Below are 16,487 nucleotides of genomic sequence, written 5' to 3'. Positions count from 1 at the left end.
CTTGGAGGAAGCAAGGTGGTGTTCGACTTCCGCAAGCGTCTTGTCGCCGGGTTCTACGCGATGCGGCAGATGCTCGCCGAGCGCGCCACCGTGGCTCCGGTCATCGCGCTGCCGTCGAAGCGCGAGTTGGCGCAGATGGTCATCGACGCCGAAGACCGCGCCGACCGCGAGCACGCTGCTCGCATCGAAGCCGAAGGCCGCGCAAAGGAACTCGAGGCGCCGGCGTCGGCGTGGCAGCACATGGCCAGCTCGCAGGGCGACTACATGGTGCGCGACGCCGCCAAGGTGCTGTCGCGCGACCCGAACATCGAGATCGGCCAGCAGCGTCTGTTCAAGTTCATGCAGGCCGAAGGCTGGATCTACCGGGAGAACGGTGCGTGGAAGCCGTACCAGACGCAGATCCAGACCGGTCGCCTGGCCGAGAAGCTCAACCGCCCGTACCTCAACGAGCGCACCGGTGAGATGGAGGTGCCTCCGCCGTCGGTGCGGATCACGCCGAAGGGCCTGGCGGAGCTGCACAAGCGCCTGGGCGGCGGCGACGACCCCGCATTGGTGGCGGCATCGTGACCGCGCTCATCGAAAAGTTGCTGCTGACAATCCCGGAGACGGCGGAGCTGCTTCGGGTGCATGCAGCGACCGTCTACCGACTGTTCGATAAGGGTGAATTGCGTTGGGTGCGGGTCGGTTCACGCCGCCTGGTGACCCGGGCTGAGGTGGATCGGTTCATCGCCGAGCACACGCAGGTATCGGCATGAGCACCTGCATCACTGGTTTGGGTATGGCGATCGAGGCGCACAACCGCCCGTTCTCGGGCGCTGCGCAGCGCCGTAACGGCCTGTCCGCCACGCAGGCACCGCTGCCGGACACCTACGACGCGGCGATTGCGGAACTGCAGGCGACCCGCGAGGAACTGGCCGACGTTCTGGCCGAGCACGACAATTTCGCCCCGCTGCTGCGATTCGCGCACGAGGCGAACACCGTCATGGCCCGCGAGATGAGTGAACTGATCGCTGATCGTGAGCAGATCCGCGATGAGCGAGACGAGTTGCGGGTCCGTGTCGACGAGTTGACCACCGAGAACGAGGACCTGCTGGAGCGGGTGGAGTTCCTGGGTAAGGAGCCTGTCGAGGGTCGACGCGGCGCTGCGGCGGTGGCGCCGTGATCACCCACCTGTTGCGTGGCGCAGCCGATTTCATCGACGCGGTCAACCAGGCGCGCGCCGAATTGCGCACGGGGTTTTCTGAGCGTGAGGCCGGCGACTACCTCGACGCCGCCGGGCTGGCTGATGCGATGGTGCCTGACGAGTTCGTGGACGAAGCGGTGCTGCCGGCTGATTCCGACGCTGTGACCGCCGCGTGCCGGGCCGTCATGGAGTGGGTCGATCGACCGGAAAACGATGCCGCGCTGATCGGTTGCACGCCTTCGATGGTTGCCGGGGTCGCGGTGAATGCCTATCGGGCGGCACTGCTTTCGGTCGGTCACGCGGACCTCGCTGCACACATCACCGGAATTCAGGTCAGTTGCCTGCGACGCGGCATGGCGGTCGACGCGACCTACGACGAGATCGCCAGCGATCTGCTCTCCGACTACTCGATCACCAAGAAGTAGGGCCCCGTGCTGCGTCACCAGCTCGGAGCCCTCGACACCAGTAACACCCCATCGAAAGGAACACCAGTGCCAGGCATCGACCGTACCCCAATCGACGGCTTGATACGCCACACCGAGCGCGAACCCTTCGGCAGCAGAGGTCATCTCGGTACCACCCTCTACATGAACGACCGAGTAGACGTGTATGCCGCGATGGACGACGACGGCAGGGTCACCATCCACATCGGTGGCGGCGGCGGGTCGTCTTCGATGTCGTTCTCCGCGGCGCAGTGGGATCTGATCATCGCCCACGTCAACGCCGTTCGCGCAGAGGCTGCAGCGTGACGGCGCGGGTGGTGCGCCGCGTCCTGGCGCTCATCGTGTACGGCGCCATCCTGGCGGCCGTCGGAACCCTATGGGCCACCGGCGCGAAGGCCTCACCGAACGTGGGTTGCGAGACGATCGCCGCGCCTGGCCTGCTGGCGTGGGGGCAGAAGCGCACCATCTGCGACGGCCCCCGCCGCGCTGACGGGAGTTGGTGGCGCACTCGGCAGTACTGGACGCCAGCGCATTACGTGCCGGTGTCCTGCTACCGCTGGTCCTGCTCGGGTGGTTACTCGGTCGGTGACAGCGTCGCGCGCTACGAGGAATACGCGGTCACCGACGCCACGGTTTTGCCGGATGAGCCGGGTTGGCTGCCAACCGGATCGGTGGCGATCCGATGACGGCGCTGCAGCCGGTGTGGACGCCGGCCGATTTCGACGCAACCGTGGCTGCTCTCCGTCTGCACCAGGCGGTTTCGGTGCCTGGCGGTGGGATCATTCTGCCGCCGAAGCGCGGCCGCAGGTACAAAGGCATGCACCGCGCCAACAGGTTCAGCCGCACCGTCGCAGACCTGGGCGGTGCGCAATGAAGCCGCCCGTCGTTGACCAGACACTCGACTCGAACCTGGATCGCGTCGCCGACGTCGCGCTGGGGCTAGCGGTGAAGATCCGCGACGACGACCCTCGTCGGCTGTTCGAGGAGCTGCGGCTGCTGGCGCAGCGGTACCCCGCGAAGTACGCCCAGATCACCATGGCGCTGGCCGCTTTCGTGAATCCCGACGAGGGTATCGGGGCGCTGCAGCAGCGCGTCGAGGCCATCACGGAGTCGCGCGTGGGCCGGCACATGTCGGCGGTGGCGTCGTGACGCGGGCACTGTGGTTGGCCGCCTGGGCGTTCGGACTCGTCGGCGCCATCGCGTACCTGGCGCTGTGGCGCGAATTGTTCGTAACCGCCACGGTTCTCGCCGCGCTGGCGGTCATCGCCTGGGGTTTCCGCGTCCACCCGGACCCCGACGACTGGTGGACAGAGGAATCAGAAGACCAAGCAAGGGGTGAATCGGTGATGGCGTACGAATTCGAGGCCGACGAGTGGGCAAGGGCAAACCACCAGCTGAGCGAAATGGACCGGGCCACAACCGGCATCGCCAGTAGGCAATCGGCCGGCATGTGCGGAGATGTGGACGACGTGCGCTACGGGGGAGCCGACTACCGATGACCGTCGCACCGTTCTGGGCCGAGTTCGCCGAACTGGCCGGCCACTACAAGGACCGCGAAGAGTGGCTCGAGCTGCGCCGCACCGGTATCGGATCGTCGGACTGCTCGGCCGTGCTGGGGCTGGGGAAGTACGGTTCGCCGTTCTCGGTGTGGGCTGACAAGACGGGCAAGTCGCGGCCGGACGACGAGACCGAGGCGATGATGTGGGGCACCCTGCTGGAGCCCGTCATCCGCGCCGAGCTCGCGCGTCGACTGGGTGTCGACATCGTGGAGTGCCCGACGCTGCGGTCGCTGGAGCGGCCGTGGCAGCTGTACAACCCCGACGGTCTGATCCTCGACCAGAACGCCCTGGTTGAGATCAAGAACGCGTCCGCGTGGCTGGCTCACGATTGGGAGGACGGGGAGGTCCCTGACCACGCAGAACTGCAGATCCAGCACGGGTGCGCGGTCACGGGCGCGGATGGCGCTTACGTCGCTGGCCTGATCGGTGGGAACCGGCTGCGGTGGGAGTACGTGCCGCGCGACGACGAGCTAATCGCCACGATCAACGCTGCAGAGCAGCACCTGTGGGACACGTACATCGTGCCGGACGTGGCCCCGCCCATCGACGGGTCGGACGCGACCGCCGAGGCGATCGCCGCGCGCTGGCCGCGCCGGTTCGACGTCATCGAAGTTTTGGACGACGAGCGACTGCCCGAGGTTGAGGCCGCGATGGTCGCCTACCGATCGGCGCTCGACGCCGAGAAGTCGGCGAAATCCGAGAAGGCGCAGGCCGTCAACCAGTTGACCGACCTGTTGCAGGGAGCCGACGCCATCACCGACGCGGCCGGCCGAAAACTGGTTGCGCTGCGGCGCGGCATCTTCCGCGAAAAGGCATTCCGCGAGGAGCAGGACGACGCCGGCTGGCTCCACAAGGTCGAGGTGATCGACAAGGACCGGCTCAAGGCCGAGGACCCCGAGTTGTACCGCCGCTATCAGGCGGCGTCCGTTTACCTACCGAAAGGGAAATAACCACCATGGCACGTGATTTGGCGCAGCGCGCGAGGCAGTCGGTCGCACAGCAGGCCGACGGCAAGGATCTCCGCCAGCAGTTGGTGAAGATGCAGGAACAATTTCAACGCGCCATGCCGAAGGGTGTGGAGGCGGTGCAGCTGATCCGCGACGTCATGACCTGCATGCAGCAGACACCGAAGCTGGCCCAGTGTGACATTCCGTCGGTGCTGGGTGCGGCGATGACGTGCGCTCAGTTGGGTCTGCGGCCTGGTGTGGGGGCCTTGGGGCAAGCGTGGATTCTGCCGTTCTACGACAACAAGACTCGTGGCCAGCGGGCCCAGTTGATCATCGGCTACAAGGGGTACGTCGAGCTGGGCCACAGGTCGGACCGCATCGCGTCGCTGCACTCGAGGATCGTGTACGCCAACGACCTGTTCGAGGTCGAATACGGTGCCGCCGAGGACAAGTGGTTGCACAAGCCTTGCCTGGACGGTGAGCGCGGCGACACGAAGCTGTTCTACGCGGTAGGCAGGCTGGCCAACGGTGGCTACTCGCTGACCGATCCGATGACTGTCGCGGACATGGAGAGGCACCGCGACAAGTTCGCGATGGCCCGAAACCGTGAAGGCCAGATTGTGGGCCCGTGGCGGGATCACTTCGACGCCATGGGGCAGAAGACGATGCTGCTGCGGCTGATGGCGTTGATGCCGAAGTCGACCGAGATGCAGCGAGCGATGGACAACGACGGCAGTGTCCGGGTGGATCTTGCCGCGGGCGCGATCGATACCCCGACGCACATCGACGGCGAAGTGATCGGCGACCCGGTGGATGAACCGCAGGAGGAGCGGCGGGAATCGATCGACGTGACCGGCCCAGCCCAGGACACCGCTGTGCAGATGGCATCCAGGGAGCAGCTGGACCGCATGGCGCAGATCCAGAAGTCGGAGAAGTACGACTCCGAAGACGAGTGGTTCTCCTACCTCGGTGATGCGGCCGGGGTGAAGGCCAGGCGTACGGCGGATGTGACGTACGACGAAGCCGCCGCGGTTATCTCACTGTTCGACGGGCCGGGCGCATGAGCCTCACATACGACCAGACGCTCAGCCTGATTCACTGCGCCACGTGCGGTGTGCCCTTCGGCATCACCGACGACATGGCGAACAGGCGCCGCCAGGACCACAGGGACTTCTACTGCCCGGCGGGCCACATCAACGTGTTCAACGGCAAGACCGAAGCGGAGAAACAGCAGGAGCGAGCTGACCGGCTGGAGCGCCTGTTGGCCAATCGGGATGAGTCGTTGCGGGCCGAGCGGGCGTCGCACGCCGTCACGAAGGGCCAGTTGACGAAGGCGCGCAACCGCGTCGCGAAGACCGCGGAGGCGTCGAAATGACGTGGGCCGAAGCCGCGGCGTGGATCGCGCTGTTCGTCGTCTTCGGGTGGGTCTTCCGATGACGATGACCCCCGCTGAGCACTACCAGCGTGCTGACGAGCTGCTGGCTGAGTTGGAGCAGGCCGACCCGCAGGTGGCGCCGAAGTTGCCCCACGTCGCATTCAAGCTCCGGCTGGCCGAACTGCACGCTCAGCTCGCCCAATCCCCGTGGTGGCCCGACCTGTTCGACGAGCCCGACTATGCCGACTTCGACGACCCGGACCCGGGCGCCCAGCGTCAACGGCTCACGCAACTGGTCCGCCGCTGGCCCATCGAAACCCGCAGTGCCACAGGCGACCGCCTGTAACTCCCATCCTCGGAAAGGAACCCCCGTGAGCATCACCGTGGCGACCACGAAACTGATCGACATCCTGACCGATGCGTTGCAGACCGCCAGCAACGACTTCGGCGGCGTGCACCTCACCACCACCCGAGCTCCCTGGCGCGACGAACCCAGCGACGTCGACCTACTCGCTGCATCGTCCACCAACAAGTACGTGCTCGGTCACACATGGATTCCGTGCGATGGACGCATCGACCCCATGGTGTGGCCGTGCGAGTCGGTCGCCAACGTGCTCTCGCTGATCAAATCGTGGAAGAAAATCAAAGGCGACCAGCACACCGTCGACATCAGCCTGGCGCTCGCCGACCCGCCGGAGGACGGCAAGGACGACGAGCACCCCGGCTGGACGGTCACGCTCGCTGAGACGCCAGCACTGTTCGACTCCGACAACGAGTTTCAATTCCACGCGCACCACGAGTCGAAGTTCCCGATCAGCATCGTGCACCGGATCCGCACCAACACGTTCGTCACGAAAGAGGACTACGCCGAGGTACCGCTGACCCTGTGGTCGGCGACGGTGCTGGCTCCACTCGTGGCCGTGGCCAGGCGCCGCAACATGCAGATCCAGATGTTCCGGTCGCCGAACCGGCTGCTGCAGATCGTGCAGATCGGCGACACGTGGATCGGTATCGCCATGCCCGGCACACCGGTCCCAGGGGATCCGACAGACGGGCCGAGTATCGAACCTGTCCTGGCGCCCGACAGTGACCTGTTGAAGGCGTTGCGTGACATGAAGGCCAGCGGTGTCACGGTCGTGGCGCCAAACCCGCAGGGTGAATTCGGCGAGATCATCGCCGACGCCGCGGCGAAGACCGAAGCGGACTGGGACACGGAGCTCCGCCAGGCCGTCGAGCTAGTGGTGTCCACGCAGATGGGTTCGGGGTCGATGCTGCAGCGCAAGCTGAAGGTCGGGTTCGCGCGGGCTGCTCGTCTGCTCGACGAACTGGAGGCCGCCGGCATCGTCGGCGAGGCGAACGGCAGCGTGGCACGGGCGGTGCTGTTCAAACCGGACGATCTGGCCGGCGCGTACGCCGCGCTCGATGAGAAGTCGGGGGCAGGGGAGTGACGGCCCCGACACTGCCAGCGGTTGACCTGCGGGCCGACGTCGAGCGGATGCTGGACATGTTCGACAGCCTCGGACTGAGTGACACCGCGGACACCATGTGCATGGTCACGATTCCGGGTGCGCCCTGGTCGAAGTCGCGGCCACGATTCACCCGTAACGGCCGGACGTACTCCAAGCCGGAAGACCAGGACGCGGAGAAGCGCACGGCGTCCTATCTCCGCGCCAGCGTCGCCAGCCCCTTCACCGGCAACGTCGGCCTGGGGTGCCTGTTCTACCGACCAAACCGGCAGCGCATCGACACCGACAACCTGCTCAAGCACGTGTGCGACGCCGCCAACGGCATTCTGTGGGCGGACGATTCGCAGTGCACCGCAGTCATGGGCCTCATCGAGCTCGACGCGGCCTACCCGCGCACCGTGATCGTCGTCGGCGAACACAGCAGCACGATGCGGCGCGGCACCGATGCGGTGATCGCTTGCCAGGTGTGCGGCGGACCGATCTACCTCGACGACTGCAACGGCAAGCCACCCAAGACCTGCTCGCCGGCCTGCCGGGTGAAGGTTCCCGGCGCGCCAGGGTCTTTGGCCGAGCTGGTGCCATGCGCACAGTGCCAGCAGCTGTTCAAGCGGGTCAATCACGCGCAGAAGCTCTGCTCCGAGCAATGCCGATACGACCACCTGCGCGACAAGAAACGGAGTGCCGCGCGGCCGTTTTCACGCTGCACGAACTGCGGCGCCGAGCTGGCCCATCGTCGTGGCGGCCGATGCCGGACCTGCTGGCGTGCTGATCCCAAGCCGATGAGGCACCTGGAAGGAGGCGACGACCTGTGAGGCCGCAGTGGAGGAGCCACGAGCACATCGTGGACACGTACACCTGGTTTGGCGGGGCGCGTGGCGAGTACCGCATCGAACGGATCGGCCAGGAGTGGATCCTGAACGGCCGGGGCCATGACGGAGTCTCGATGTTGGCACTGCCCGAGGGGCGGGCGTTCGCATCGCTAGAGGACGCCCAGGACTATGCCGAGCGGTTGGACCGCGTCAAAGCCGTTGAAGCTCAGGCGAGTGGGTGCTGACCATGAACACCTGCGAAGACCAGTCCGAACCGCTCGGCGAGAACCCAGACGTCCCGGCCCGATACGACGCGGGCATCGGCAGCGTGCTGGAGGCCATCGATCGCGGCTCCGTTATCGGCGTACTGAGCGCGGCCGACGCGGTGCTGGCCACCAGGCAGCTCGCCGAGCGGCAGACGCGGGCACTCAACGCGGTCCGGGCACTGCACGAGCGCGAGACCACGCTGTGCATCGAATGCGCCGATAAATGGCCGTGCCCGACCATCCGCGCGATCGACGAGGCGGATGCGTGATGGCAGCGACGTACGACGATCTCATCGATGAGCGGCGAGCCGCCCAGCAGCGGGAGTTGGAGGCGTCTCGGAAACGCCTGTTCCTGTTCGCGCTCGAATCGGTTGACACCGATGGCTTCCCGCGCGTCTCGGGCTACACCGCCGACACACTCGCGTCGCGCGGATTGATCGAGCGGATCCCCGGCGACAACCTGAGCCGATTCCGCCTCACCCCGGAAGGGCAGATTATGTTGCACGCCAACCCCGCCGAGCAGCCAGCATCGGATGAGCTCGCACTGTTCGGAGCGGTGTGATGCTGACCCTCACTGATCTGTTCTGCGGCGCTGGCGGATCGAGCACCGGGGCCATTGCGGTCCCGGGCGTCTCGGTCCGGATCGCCTCGAACCATTGGGATCTCGCGGTGGAGACCCACAACACCAATCACCCGGACGCCGACCACCTCTGCGCCGACATCTCGCAGACCGACCCGCGGCGATTCCCACGCACCGACATCCTCTGGGCGTCGCCCGAATGCACGAATCACAGTGTGGCCAAGGGCAAGAAAAAGCTGGTCCAGGCGGACCTATTCACCGAGGAAGCGCCGCTGCCGGACGAGGCGGCCGAGCGGTCTCGGGCAACGATGTGGGACGTGCCGCGGTTCGCCGAGGCGCACGGCTACCGGTCGATCATCGTCGAGAACGTCGTGGACGCGATCGAATGGGCGCCCGAGTGGTCACCCGACAAGGGCTGCCTGTTCCGGTCCTGGCTGTCCGCGATGGACAACATGGGCTACGACCACCAGATCGTGTTCCTGAACAGCATGCACGCGCAGCTGCTCGGGCTCGGCGCCCCGCAGTCCCGCGATCGGATGTACGTGCTCTTCTGGCGCCGCGGCAACCCGCGGCCCGACGTCGAGCGCGTCACCCGGCCAGAGGCCATCTGCCCGAAGTGCGGCCCGGTGCGGGCGATGCAGGCATTCAAGCCGGGCGCATCACCCAAGGCGAACTATCGCCGCCAGTACGTCTACCGGTGCCCCAACACGTCGTGCCGCAACGCGACGGTAGAGCCGGGCGTGCGGGCCGCGGAGGAGATCATCGACTGGTCGCTGGAGGGCAAGCTGCTCTACGACCGGCCGCTGAAAAAGTTCGTCATCAAGGCCGCCACGGGCGAAGAGGTGTGGTTGCCGCTCGCACCGTCGACGATGGAACGCGTCCGCGCCGGCATCGACCGTTACTGGGCGCCGCTGCTGGTGCCGGTGGAGGGGCGCGCCGGTAAGCACGCCCAGCCGGTGTCGACTATGTCGACCGTGGAGAAGCACGCGTTGATCATGCGGAACAACACCGCGCGCGGTGACCAAGGGCAGATGTCCACCCCGGTCGCCGAGCCGATCCGGACCGTGACGACGACTGGCCATCAGTCGCTGCTGACCGCGGACCAGCCGACCGTCGACCTGCGTGATGTGCGATTCCGGATGCTGGAGCCCAGGGAAATCATTGCGGCGATGGACTTTCCGTCCGACTACGTGGTCCTGGGTGATCGTCGGGAACAGGTGAAGCTGGCGGGTAACGCGGTCACTCCGCCGGCGGCGCGGGATCTCGTCGGTGTCGTGGCCGAGTCGCTCGGGGTGGTCGCGTGATCAGTGTTCGTCGTAGCTGGTGTGGCCGCATTCGGCGCACTGATAGCTGGTGGTGGCTACCTGCGCGTCTGGTGGGTGACCACGGCCGCGGTGGACCTGACCGCGGATCGGTGTCAGCCCGTTGTGCGACCAGGCGAGCCCGCAGCGTGGGCAGCTCATCGGCAGTGTCGCGACCCACGCGTGCGGCGCAATCTGCACCATCGCTGACCGGTACCAAGACCAGTCAGCATCGGTGGGGCAGCTCATGGGCGGCACGGTACCGCCGGGTGGCGACAGCGTGGCCGAGCTGGCGCTACCACCTGGCCATCGTGGGCTGCTGGCTACTGGCCGCCGCGTGCTGGATATGGGGGCCGATGTGACCGCCCCGCCCATGGCCTACTACGGCGGCAAGACACGGCTGGCCGACAAGATCGCCGCGCTGCTGCCGGCGCACGAGCACTACGTTGAGCCGTTCGCGGGAGGCCTCTCCGTCTTGCTCGCGAAGCGCCCGAGTCGGATGGAAACTGTCAACGATCTCGACGGTCTACTGATGACGTTCTGGCGAGTACTGCGCAACCAACCGGAGCAGCTGGCCCGGGTGTGCGCGCTCACGCCGCACGCGCGCGCCGAGCACATGCTCACGCGTGACAGGATCCGCGGCACGAGCCTCGACGGCCTCGATGACGTCGAGATCGCCCGCCTCGTCTGGGTGCAGATCACGCAATCCCGTGGTGGCACGATGCGATCGAGCACTGGGTGGCGGTACTACGTGAACCCGGGCGGCAACTCGACCGGGATGCCGGGCTACCTCGCCGCGTATGTCGACCGGATGGCTGCCGCCGCCGAGCGTCTCCACCACGTCAGCCTGGAGTGCAAACCTGCCCTCGAAATCATCGAGTCCTATGGCGCGCACCCGAAGTGCTGCCTCTACGTCGACCCGCCCTATCTCGGCGCCACCCGCAGCACGCGCGGCGGCGGCAACGGGTACCGGGTCGACATGCCCGAGCACGGCGACCACGTCGAGCTGCTCTGGGCGCTCATGGGCTGCCAGGCGTCGGTGGTGCTGTCCGGCTATCCGTCCGATCTCTACGAGACCGCGCTGAAGGGGTGGGACCGGATCGAGATCCCGCACATGACCGGTCAGGGCAATGGCACCAATCAGGGCCGCACCGAGGTGATTTGGTCCAACCGTCCGATCAGTGATCAGCGGTCGCTGTTCGACTTCGGCGGTGGTGCATCGTGACCCCCGAGGAGCTGGCCGCGGTCCTGTACGTGCATCAGGGTCCGTTCTTCGATGGTGTGCACTCTCGCTGCGGATGCCGGCGGATCGTGCGCACGGCGCGGGATTGGGCTGAGCACGTGGCCGAGGTGCAGCGGGAGGCCGAGCGTAGGGCAACGGTCCCACAGGAGGCTGACCACGAGACGGTCAGGCTTCTGCACGCCGCCGCGACGTGGATTGCCGGTGCGGTCCGAGAAGACCCGAGCGGCGAACCTTGGACTCTCACGCGCACCTTGCTCAATGAGCTGATCAGCCGCGTCGACGCTCTCGGTGGCTGGCCGCCGGAGGCCGACCGATGACCGCGGAATCACTACTCCAACACCGAAATCGACGCCGTATCACCGGATCAATGTGGACCAGGAGAACACGATGAATCGACCGAAGGCGTCTGTGTACGCACAGGAAACGATGGACGGCAAGTGGATCTGGTGGATCACTTCGACCGGCAACCACGCAACGCTGGCCAAGTCGGCGCGCGAGTACTCAACCATGGGCGCGGCACTGCGTGCAGCTCTCGCACTCGGCGCACTCGGCGCCATCGAGATCGACGAACGGAATCGGCGATGAGCGACCGCATCGAAACTGTCATCAGCGAAGCCGCGAGCACCCTGCTCGGCTTCCAGACCGGCGACCTGGCGCGCGATATCCTCGCCGCGCTCAAGGATGCTCGCATCGCAGTGGTGGAGCTGCCGAAGCCGGAAGACATTGCCGATGAATTCCAGTTCCGCGACTCAGGCGTTCGGCAGTACGCGCCCAACGGCTTCGGCGCCTACCGGTTCTTCACCCTCGATGAGTCCCCACATCTCGCCGCCGCCCTGCTCGCCGCGGTCGACGCTGCGGAGGCTCAACGATGAGCGACAACACCAAGATCGAATGGTCGGACGCGACATGGAACGTGATCATTGGTTGCGACAAGGTGTCGCCAGGGTGCGATCACTGCTACGCGATCCGGACAGCGCATCGGATGCAGGCGAACCCGAACCCGAAAGTTCGGGAACCCTACGCCGGGACCGAATCTGGTGGTGAGTGGACCGGGCAGGTCAACCTTGTTGCTGACAGGCTGCATCTGCCGCTGTCGTGGAGTCGTCCTCGGCGGATCTTCGTCAACGCGCAGTCCGATCTGTTCCACGACCAGGTGCCCGACGACTACATCGCAGCGGTGTTCGGGGTCATGGCTGTTGCCAGTTGGCACACCTTCCAAGTACTCACCAAACGGCACGCTCGAATGCGGTCACTGCTGTCGTCCAAAGACTTTCGCGTACGGGTCGAGGACTACGCCGACGACCTCGCCACCGACGATCCGCGCACCCAGCATGAGAGCTGGCCACTGAGCAACGTGTGGCTCGGAGTCAGCGCCGAGGATGCGCGCTGGGCCAAGATCCGCGGTGACGCGCTGCGCGAAACCCAGGCGGCTGTCCGATTCTTCTCGTGTGAGCCTTTGCTCGGCCCGATGGATGACATCGATCTGACTGGCATCGACTGGGTGATCACCGGCGGCGAATCGGGGCCGGGCGCGAGACCTGCTCACCCGCAGTGGTTCCGCTCGATTCGCGACCAATGCCAAGCGGCTGGCGTGGCGTACTTGCACAAGCAGCACGGCGAGTGGATCGAGGACGTCACCGAGTACCCCGCCGACCCGGAGTTAGGGATCGATGAGGCCTATCGGGTGCTGAACGTGCCTCGTGATGCCCGCGATGGCAAACGGTGCGCGATGCACTTGTCGGGCGGGACGGCGCTGACGCCGGATAACCCGTTCAACCCGTTCCGCGCTGGGCACGGCGGCTGGACCGCGATGCGCCGCGTCGGCAAGGCGCGCGCCGGCCGTGAGCTCGACGGCCGCACCTGGGACGAGTACCCGGAGGTGGCCGGCTGATGGACGAAACCGTGTGCGCGCTCTGCGATCACGGGCGTGACGACCACGGCGACGGCGTGGTGCACACCGCCTGCTGCCACCTACGACCCGGGGCTGACCTCGACGAGATGTGCGACTGCCCCGGCTGGGAACCACCCGCCGACGAAACCGAAGGGGAGGACTGACCATGGCCGACCGAGACTGCGAGAGCTGCGGCGGCGGCGTAGAAGACGACGGCACGTCGACCACCGAGTGCGCGGCGGGCCGCTACGGCGTGAACGAGGACGGCTGCTGCGGCGACTGCGGCGGCTGCCTCTGCGACGGGGCCTGCTGATGGCGCGGCTGATGTCGGTGTCGCTCACCGAGGACCAGGTGGTGGCCCGCACCAAGGACGTGACCCGCCGGATGGGCTGGCGGATCCTCAAGCCAGGTGACCGGTTGACGTTGTGCCGGAAGGTGATGGGTCGCCGCAAGGGTGAGCCGCTGGTGCGGATCACCGACGTCGAAGTCGTCTCGGTCCGGCGGGAACAGCTTGACACCATCACCGCCGACGACTGCGCCCGCGAAGGCTTCCCCCACATGACGCCGGCCGAGTTCGTGCGGTTCTTCTGCGACTCCCACAAGGGTTGCCGGCCCGAGTCGACCGTCACGCGAATCGAGTGGCGCTATGTCTGATCTCGACCTCGACGAACTCGAAAACTCCACCAGGGGACTGGTGTACATATCCGACGGCACCCGCGCGAGCGAGAAGCTGGGCCGCATCGTCGACGCCCACCGCCCGCTGATCGCCGAAGTGCGGCGCCTGCGTCCGGTGCGTATCGACACCGTGGAGCAACTTGATGCGCTACCGGACGGGGTGGTGATCGTCGACGACGCCGAATGCGCCTGGCAGCGCAACGGCAAGAGCTACCTCGGGACGCGTTCGTGGTGGGCCGCGGGCAGCGAAATCGAAGAACTGTCCAGCGATATCCGGTTGCCAGCCCATGTGATCCACACGCCCCAAGCACCTCAATCGACCGAGGGGAACCACCATGCCTGATCAGGCCAACCTGAGCGAGCGCATCGCCGAAGTCCTCGACCGTGCCCAGGCGTTCGGCGGCAAGGAATCGCTGAGCAGTGAGAACCTCGCTGACCTGATCGTCGAAACGCTCGGCCTGACACAGGACTTCGCCGTGTGCTTCGAGGACGACGAGAAGGTGTGGTTGATCGGCGATACGCGTTACACGCGGGCAGAGTTCGCCGCGGTGGACGTGCCCGACCACGCCGCGATGCTCGAACCGTTCGTCGGCACCGCGTGGACCACCAGGTGGGAGCGCACCAATGGCTAGGCGTGGATACGACCGGACGCGACGCTGCGCCGAAGAGGGTTGCCGCGAAGTGTCGATCACGAATTACGAGTACAAGCGCGACTACGCCGATGCGGTACGCCGCGAGGCCGGGCAACCACCGTGGAAGTGCTCACGCCATGCCAACCCCGAACAGGTGCTGTCGGTGCACAACCTGGAGGTCACACACGTCACCGAGCCGTCTGCTGAGGAGTTCTCGGACCGCACCGGCAACTTGATCGGCACGTACTGGGGGAGCAGCGGATACATCTGGGGGCCAGGCTTCCGCGCCTGGTCCAAGGACTTCCCGCCCGGCACACAACTGGTGATCACCGCGCGGGCCGTGCTGCCCGAGGGCTACGAGCCACCGGTCCCGCCGCGCCCACCATCCGCCATCGAACGGCTCGCCGCCGACGCCGTGGACCTCGACCTATGAGCGCCACCAGCGACCTGCTCGCCCAACTCGAGCGGCACTACATCAAACCCTCAGCGCCCATGCCCGGCGGCGTGTTCCTCCCCGAGGTCGGCCAGAACGGCGGATGGGGCAGCGGCAGCCGCGCCGATGCCGTCTACGTCGGATTCACCAGCAGCAGCGGCCGAATCCTCATCGGCCACGAACTCAAGATCAGCCGCAGCGACTGGCTCAACGAACTGAACAAGCCCGGCAAGGCCGACGCCTGGGCCGACGAATGCCACGAATGGTGGCTCGTCGTCAACGATCCCGCCATCGTCCACGAGCACGAGCTACCCGCCGGATGGGGCCTCATGAGCCCCAGCCCGCGCTCGAAGAACCGCATGCAAGTCCACACCCCGGCCGTCCGGAAAGACCCGCGCGTGCACCGGCCAGCGTGGAATGCGGTGCGCAGCATCATGGCCCGCCAAGACACCCTGCGCGCCCAAGCCGCCGAGGCCCTGCGCCGCGCCGCCCGCGAAGACGCGCGCCGCGACTTCGACAAACAGGTAGCTGCCGCCGTCGACCGCCGCCTGGCCGCCGGTGGCCAGCACGACGCCACCCAGATCCGCGAGCGCCTCACCCAGATCGAACAGGCACTCGGCGCCAAGATCGATTTCACCGCGGCCACCGACCGAACGTCAGGCCGGTACGGGTGGAGCGGCGAAGTCACGCTCGCGCAGATCAGCGAGATCGCCGCCGCCGTCAGAGCGTTCGGCGACGTGCAACGCGCCACGTCGGCACTGACCGACCGGTGGGCCAACCCCGTCAAGAACACCCAAGGCGCGCTCGACCGGCTCGGCGCGGCGCTCACAGAGCTCGGCAAGGCCGGCCGCCCGGCCAAACCACCGCGACCAGCACCGGCCCCGGCAGTCGAGCCTCCGTCCGAGGTCACCAGGCCGTCACCAGACCTGTTCAGCGAGATCCCTCTATGACGAGTCCCGACGTGCCTCAGAGCGACGCCATGGCAGCGGTCACAGCGATCAACGAACGAGTCAGCGCACTGTGGCTGGCCGCCCACCAGGACGGCGTACGCAACGGCCTTGAACTCGCCGCGCAAATGGCCGAGAACTTCGCCAAATCCATCGCTGACAACTATGAGCTGGCCGCCGAGATCCGCGCCGTAGCCCCCTACTGCCTCAACGAACTACGCGACCAATTGCGCCTGGCTGCACTGCAGCTCCCCGATCCGGAGCCACCGCAGGCGGTGACCAATGGATGACCACGAGGCCGAGTCCGAGGCTGCTGTGTGCCCGACGCCGGAGAAGCGCATCTACCGCTCGAAAGCCAAAGCCAACCGCTACCAACGGCGTCGACGGCCACCCGCGGGGGAGAAGAAAGACCGGCTCTACCCCTACATGTGCCCGTGCGGCGAGCACTGGCACCTCACCCACCAAAGCCCCGCGCTGCAGGCCCGTATCGCTGCCCGCATCGCCGCACAAGCCGCAGCCGCCCAGGCAGCGGCCCGAGACGAGGAGCGCGAAGCCTCATGACCACCACCGACCCCACATGGCGCTCCCGCGCGGAATGCCGAGACCACCCCAACCCCGACATCCTGTCTCTTATACACATCTCCGAGCCCACGAGACTACGCTGCATCTAGTATTCCGTCTTCTTCTTGAAAAAAAAAAGGGGGGGGGGGGGGGGGGGGGGGGGGGGGGGGGGGGGG

Annotated in this window: 33 protein-coding genes; 32 read left to right on the top strand and 1 reads right to left on the bottom strand. The window is 66.6% G+C overall.

Translation table 11 applies throughout. The features are described 5' to 3' along the window. The 19 genes from A5784_RS07815 to A5784_RS07725 all read left to right on the top strand — a co-directional run. Positions 1 to 567, top strand: a 567-nt coding sequence (locus A5784_RS07815) for a phage antirepressor KilAC domain-containing protein (protein WP_197514661.1), incomplete at its 5' end; no start/stop codon positions are given. Next, complete coding sequence (locus A5784_RS07810) at positions 564 to 755, top strand: helix-turn-helix domain-containing protein (RefSeq protein WP_064943972.1); 192 nt, start codon at positions 564 to 566, stop codon at positions 753 to 755. The genes A5784_RS07815 and A5784_RS07810, both read left to right, overlap by 4 nt. After that, a complete protein-coding gene (locus tag A5784_RS07805; protein ID WP_064943970.1) occupies positions 752 to 1,162 on the top strand; it encodes a coiled-coil domain-containing protein in 411 nt (136 codons plus the stop codon). Before A5784_RS07810 ends, A5784_RS07805 begins: the two co-directional genes overlap by 4 nt. Next, positions 1,159 to 1,608 carry a hypothetical protein gene (locus tag A5784_RS07800; protein ID WP_064943968.1) on the top strand — a complete coding sequence of 150 codons (450 nt, stop codon included), beginning with the start codon at positions 1,159 to 1,161 and terminating at the stop codon, positions 1,606 to 1,608. The genes A5784_RS07805 and A5784_RS07800 overlap by 4 nt, the downstream gene beginning before the upstream one ends. Positions 1,609 to 1,674: 66 nt before the next feature. Next, on the top strand, positions 1,675 to 1,932 hold the full coding sequence (locus tag A5784_RS07795; RefSeq protein WP_064943966.1) for a hypothetical protein: 258 nt from the start codon (positions 1,675 to 1,677) through the stop codon (positions 1,930 to 1,932). Next, positions 1,929 to 2,312 (top strand): CDGP domain-containing protein, encoded by a 384-nt coding sequence (locus A5784_RS07790; protein ID WP_232005976.1) that lies wholly within the window; start codon positions 1,929 to 1,931, stop codon positions 2,310 to 2,312. The genes A5784_RS07795 and A5784_RS07790 overlap by 4 nt, the downstream gene beginning before the upstream one ends. Continuing rightward, positions 2,309 to 2,500, top strand: coding sequence for a hypothetical protein (locus A5784_RS07785; RefSeq protein WP_064943964.1), 192 nt, complete (start codon positions 2,309 to 2,311; stop codon positions 2,498 to 2,500). Before A5784_RS07790 ends, A5784_RS07785 begins: the two co-directional genes overlap by 4 nt. Beyond that, the gene (locus tag A5784_RS07780) at positions 2,497 to 2,775 is read left to right on the top strand and encodes a hypothetical protein (protein WP_064943962.1); all 279 of its coding nucleotides are present in this window, start codon (positions 2,497 to 2,499) and stop codon (positions 2,773 to 2,775) included. The genes A5784_RS07785 and A5784_RS07780 overlap by 4 nt, the downstream gene beginning before the upstream one ends. After that, positions 2,772 to 3,125, top strand: coding sequence for a microaggregate invasion protein 1 (gene mip1, locus A5784_RS07775; protein ID WP_064943960.1), 354 nt, complete (start codon positions 2,772 to 2,774; stop codon positions 3,123 to 3,125). The genes A5784_RS07780 and mip1 overlap by 4 nt, the downstream gene beginning before the upstream one ends. Then, entirely contained in the window at positions 3,122 to 4,135 is a 1,014-nt protein-coding gene (locus A5784_RS07770; protein ID WP_064943957.1) for a YqaJ viral recombinase family nuclease, read from the top strand. Before mip1 ends, A5784_RS07770 begins: the two co-directional genes overlap by 4 nt. A gap of 5 nt (positions 4,136 to 4,140) precedes the next feature. Beyond that, positions 4,141 to 5,196, top strand: coding sequence for a recombination protein RecT (gene recT, locus A5784_RS07765; RefSeq protein ID WP_064943955.1), 1,056 nt, complete (start codon positions 4,141 to 4,143; stop codon positions 5,194 to 5,196). Beyond that, positions 5,193 to 5,507 carry a hypothetical protein gene (locus A5784_RS07760; protein WP_064943953.1) on the top strand — a complete coding sequence of 105 codons (315 nt, stop codon included), beginning with the start codon at positions 5,193 to 5,195 and terminating at the stop codon, positions 5,505 to 5,507. The genes recT and A5784_RS07760 overlap by 4 nt, the downstream gene beginning before the upstream one ends. 58 nt (positions 5,508 to 5,565) lie before the next feature. Continuing rightward, on the top strand, positions 5,566 to 5,853 hold the full coding sequence (locus A5784_RS07755) for a hypothetical protein (RefSeq protein ID WP_064943951.1): 288 nt from the start codon (positions 5,566 to 5,568) through the stop codon (positions 5,851 to 5,853). A 25-nt stretch (positions 5,854 to 5,878) separates the two neighbouring features. Next, entirely contained in the window at positions 5,879 to 6,955 is a 1,077-nt protein-coding gene (locus A5784_RS07750; protein ID WP_064943949.1) for a DNA translocase FtsK, read from the top strand. Then, positions 6,952 to 7,785, top strand: a complete 834-nt coding sequence (locus tag A5784_RS07745) for a RusA family crossover junction endodeoxyribonuclease (protein ID WP_064943947.1) — start codon at positions 6,952 to 6,954, stop codon at positions 7,783 to 7,785. The genes A5784_RS07750 and A5784_RS07745 overlap by 4 nt, the downstream gene beginning before the upstream one ends. Further along, positions 7,782 to 8,027: a hypothetical protein gene (locus tag A5784_RS07740; RefSeq protein ID WP_232005975.1), complete on the top strand. Its 246-nt coding sequence runs from the start codon at positions 7,782 to 7,784 to the stop codon at positions 8,025 to 8,027. The genes A5784_RS07745 and A5784_RS07740 overlap by 4 nt, the downstream gene beginning before the upstream one ends. Further along, entirely contained in the window at positions 8,021 to 8,317 is a 297-nt protein-coding gene (locus A5784_RS07735) for a hypothetical protein (RefSeq protein ID WP_156750441.1), read from the top strand. Before A5784_RS07740 ends, A5784_RS07735 begins: the two co-directional genes overlap by 7 nt. Continuing rightward, on the top strand, positions 8,272 to 8,610 hold the full coding sequence (locus A5784_RS07730) for a hypothetical protein (protein ID WP_197514660.1): 339 nt from the start codon (positions 8,272 to 8,274) through the stop codon (positions 8,608 to 8,610). Before A5784_RS07735 ends, A5784_RS07730 begins: the two co-directional genes overlap by 46 nt. Then, entirely contained in the window at positions 8,610 to 9,932 is a 1,323-nt protein-coding gene (locus tag A5784_RS07725; RefSeq protein ID WP_064943943.1) for a DNA cytosine methyltransferase, read from the top strand. The genes A5784_RS07730 and A5784_RS07725 overlap by 1 nt, the downstream gene beginning before the upstream one ends. On the opposite strand, the gene A5784_RS07720 is transcribed toward A5784_RS07725, so the two are convergent. Beyond that, complete coding sequence (locus A5784_RS07720) at positions 9,933 to 10,178, bottom strand: hypothetical protein (protein WP_156750440.1); 246 nt, start codon at positions 10,176 to 10,178, stop codon at positions 9,933 to 9,935. Positions 10,179 to 10,209: 31 nt separating this feature from the next. Between A5784_RS07720 and A5784_RS07715 the strand changes: the two genes are divergently transcribed. From A5784_RS07715 to A5784_RS07660, 13 genes are all read left to right on the top strand, one after another. Next, a complete protein-coding gene (locus tag A5784_RS07715; RefSeq protein WP_232005974.1) occupies positions 10,210 to 11,154 on the top strand; it encodes a DNA adenine methylase in 945 nt (314 codons plus the stop codon). Next, positions 11,151 to 11,489, top strand: coding sequence for a hypothetical protein (locus A5784_RS07710; protein ID WP_064943939.1), 339 nt, complete (start codon positions 11,151 to 11,153; stop codon positions 11,487 to 11,489). Before A5784_RS07715 ends, A5784_RS07710 begins: the two co-directional genes overlap by 4 nt. A 70-nt stretch (positions 11,490 to 11,559) precedes the next feature. Beyond that, positions 11,560 to 11,757, top strand: coding sequence for a hypothetical protein (locus A5784_RS07705; protein WP_156750439.1), 198 nt, complete (start codon positions 11,560 to 11,562; stop codon positions 11,755 to 11,757). Then, on the top strand, positions 11,754 to 12,044 hold the full coding sequence (locus A5784_RS07700; protein WP_064943935.1) for a hypothetical protein: 291 nt from the start codon (positions 11,754 to 11,756) through the stop codon (positions 12,042 to 12,044). The genes A5784_RS07705 and A5784_RS07700 overlap by 4 nt, the downstream gene beginning before the upstream one ends. Next, a complete protein-coding gene (locus tag A5784_RS07695) occupies positions 12,041 to 13,063 on the top strand; it encodes a DUF5131 family protein (RefSeq protein ID WP_064943933.1) in 1,023 nt (340 codons plus the stop codon). The genes A5784_RS07700 and A5784_RS07695 overlap by 4 nt, the downstream gene beginning before the upstream one ends. Beyond that, positions 13,063 to 13,227: a hypothetical protein gene (locus A5784_RS38200; RefSeq protein ID WP_156750438.1), complete on the top strand. Its 165-nt coding sequence runs from the start codon at positions 13,063 to 13,065 to the stop codon at positions 13,225 to 13,227. Before A5784_RS07695 ends, A5784_RS38200 begins: the two co-directional genes overlap by 1 nt. A 148-nt stretch (positions 13,228 to 13,375) precedes the next feature. After that, positions 13,376 to 13,717 (top strand): ASCH domain-containing protein, encoded by a 342-nt coding sequence (locus A5784_RS39050; RefSeq protein WP_232005973.1) that lies wholly within the window; start codon positions 13,376 to 13,378, stop codon positions 13,715 to 13,717. After that, on the top strand, positions 13,710 to 14,081 hold the full coding sequence (locus A5784_RS07685; RefSeq protein WP_064943932.1) for a hypothetical protein: 372 nt from the start codon (positions 13,710 to 13,712) through the stop codon (positions 14,079 to 14,081). The genes A5784_RS39050 and A5784_RS07685 overlap by 8 nt, the downstream gene beginning before the upstream one ends. Further along, positions 14,074 to 14,370 (top strand): hypothetical protein, encoded by a 297-nt coding sequence (locus A5784_RS07680; protein ID WP_064943930.1) that lies wholly within the window; start codon positions 14,074 to 14,076, stop codon positions 14,368 to 14,370. The genes A5784_RS07685 and A5784_RS07680 overlap by 8 nt, the downstream gene beginning before the upstream one ends. 49 nt (positions 14,371 to 14,419) lie before the next feature. Further along, positions 14,420 to 14,803: a hypothetical protein gene (locus A5784_RS07675; RefSeq protein WP_064943928.1), complete on the top strand. Its 384-nt coding sequence runs from the start codon at positions 14,420 to 14,422 to the stop codon at positions 14,801 to 14,803. Next, positions 14,800 to 15,753, top strand: a complete 954-nt coding sequence (locus A5784_RS07670) for a hypothetical protein (protein WP_064943926.1) — start codon at positions 14,800 to 14,802, stop codon at positions 15,751 to 15,753. Before A5784_RS07675 ends, A5784_RS07670 begins: the two co-directional genes overlap by 4 nt. Beyond that, a complete protein-coding gene (locus A5784_RS07665; RefSeq protein WP_064943924.1) occupies positions 15,750 to 16,040 on the top strand; it encodes a hypothetical protein in 291 nt (96 codons plus the stop codon). Before A5784_RS07670 ends, A5784_RS07665 begins: the two co-directional genes overlap by 4 nt. Then, positions 16,033 to 16,311: a hypothetical protein gene (locus tag A5784_RS07660; protein ID WP_064943922.1), complete on the top strand. Its 279-nt coding sequence runs from the start codon at positions 16,033 to 16,035 to the stop codon at positions 16,309 to 16,311. The genes A5784_RS07665 and A5784_RS07660 overlap by 8 nt, the downstream gene beginning before the upstream one ends. Positions 16,312 to 16,487: the final 176 nt, after the last annotated feature.

It is taken from the genome of Mycobacterium sp. 852013-50091_SCH5140682 (assembly GCF_001665685.1).
Lineage (GTDB): Bacteria > Actinomycetota > Actinomycetes > Mycobacteriales > Mycobacteriaceae > Mycobacterium.
This window is presented reverse-complemented; position numbering and strand designations above follow the sequence as displayed.

Coding starts and splice junctions, on each gene's coding strand:
- A5784_RS07705 (WP_156750439.1), top strand. CDS start 11,560: ATGAATCGACCGAAGGCGTCTGTGTACGCACAGGAAACGATGGACGGC.
- A5784_RS07785 (WP_064943964.1), top strand. CDS start 2,309: ATGACGGCGCTGCAGCCGGTGTGGACGCCGGCCGATTTCGACGCAACC.
- A5784_RS07665 (WP_064943924.1), top strand. CDS start 15,750: ATGACGAGTCCCGACGTGCCTCAGAGCGACGCCATGGCAGCGGTCACA.
- A5784_RS07670 (WP_064943926.1), top strand. CDS start 14,800: ATGAGCGCCACCAGCGACCTGCTCGCCCAACTCGAGCGGCACTACATC.
- A5784_RS39050 (WP_232005973.1), top strand. CDS start 13,376: ATGGCGCGGCTGATGTCGGTGTCGCTCACCGAGGACCAGGTGGTGGCC.
- A5784_RS07695 (WP_064943933.1), top strand. CDS start 12,041: ATGAGCGACAACACCAAGATCGAATGGTCGGACGCGACATGGAACGTG.
- A5784_RS07730 (WP_197514660.1), top strand. CDS start 8,272: ATGGCCGTGCCCGACCATCCGCGCGATCGACGAGGCGGATGCGTGATG.
- A5784_RS38200 (WP_156750438.1), top strand. CDS start 13,063: ATGGACGAAACCGTGTGCGCGCTCTGCGATCACGGGCGTGACGACCAC.
- A5784_RS07760 (WP_064943953.1), top strand. CDS start 5,193: ATGAGCCTCACATACGACCAGACGCTCAGCCTGATTCACTGCGCCACG.
- A5784_RS07755 (WP_064943951.1), top strand. CDS start 5,566: ATGACGATGACCCCCGCTGAGCACTACCAGCGTGCTGACGAGCTGCTG.
- A5784_RS07685 (WP_064943932.1), top strand. CDS start 13,710: ATGTCTGATCTCGACCTCGACGAACTCGAAAACTCCACCAGGGGACTG.
- A5784_RS07725 (WP_064943943.1), top strand. CDS start 8,610: ATGCTGACCCTCACTGATCTGTTCTGCGGCGCTGGCGGATCGAGCACC.
- A5784_RS07770 (WP_064943957.1), top strand. CDS start 3,122: ATGACCGTCGCACCGTTCTGGGCCGAGTTCGCCGAACTGGCCGGCCAC.
- A5784_RS07680 (WP_064943930.1), top strand. CDS start 14,074: ATGCCTGATCAGGCCAACCTGAGCGAGCGCATCGCCGAAGTCCTCGAC.
- A5784_RS07720 (WP_156750440.1), bottom strand. CDS start 10,178: ATGAGCTGCCCCACCGATGCTGACTGGTCTTGGTACCGGTCAGCGATG.
- recT (WP_064943955.1), top strand. CDS start 4,141: ATGGCACGTGATTTGGCGCAGCGCGCGAGGCAGTCGGTCGCACAGCAG.
- A5784_RS07805 (WP_064943970.1), top strand. CDS start 752: ATGAGCACCTGCATCACTGGTTTGGGTATGGCGATCGAGGCGCACAAC.
- A5784_RS07700 (WP_064943935.1), top strand. CDS start 11,754: ATGAGCGACCGCATCGAAACTGTCATCAGCGAAGCCGCGAGCACCCTG.
- A5784_RS07780 (WP_064943962.1), top strand. CDS start 2,497: ATGAAGCCGCCCGTCGTTGACCAGACACTCGACTCGAACCTGGATCGC.
- A5784_RS07660 (WP_064943922.1), top strand. CDS start 16,033: ATGGATGACCACGAGGCCGAGTCCGAGGCTGCTGTGTGCCCGACGCCG.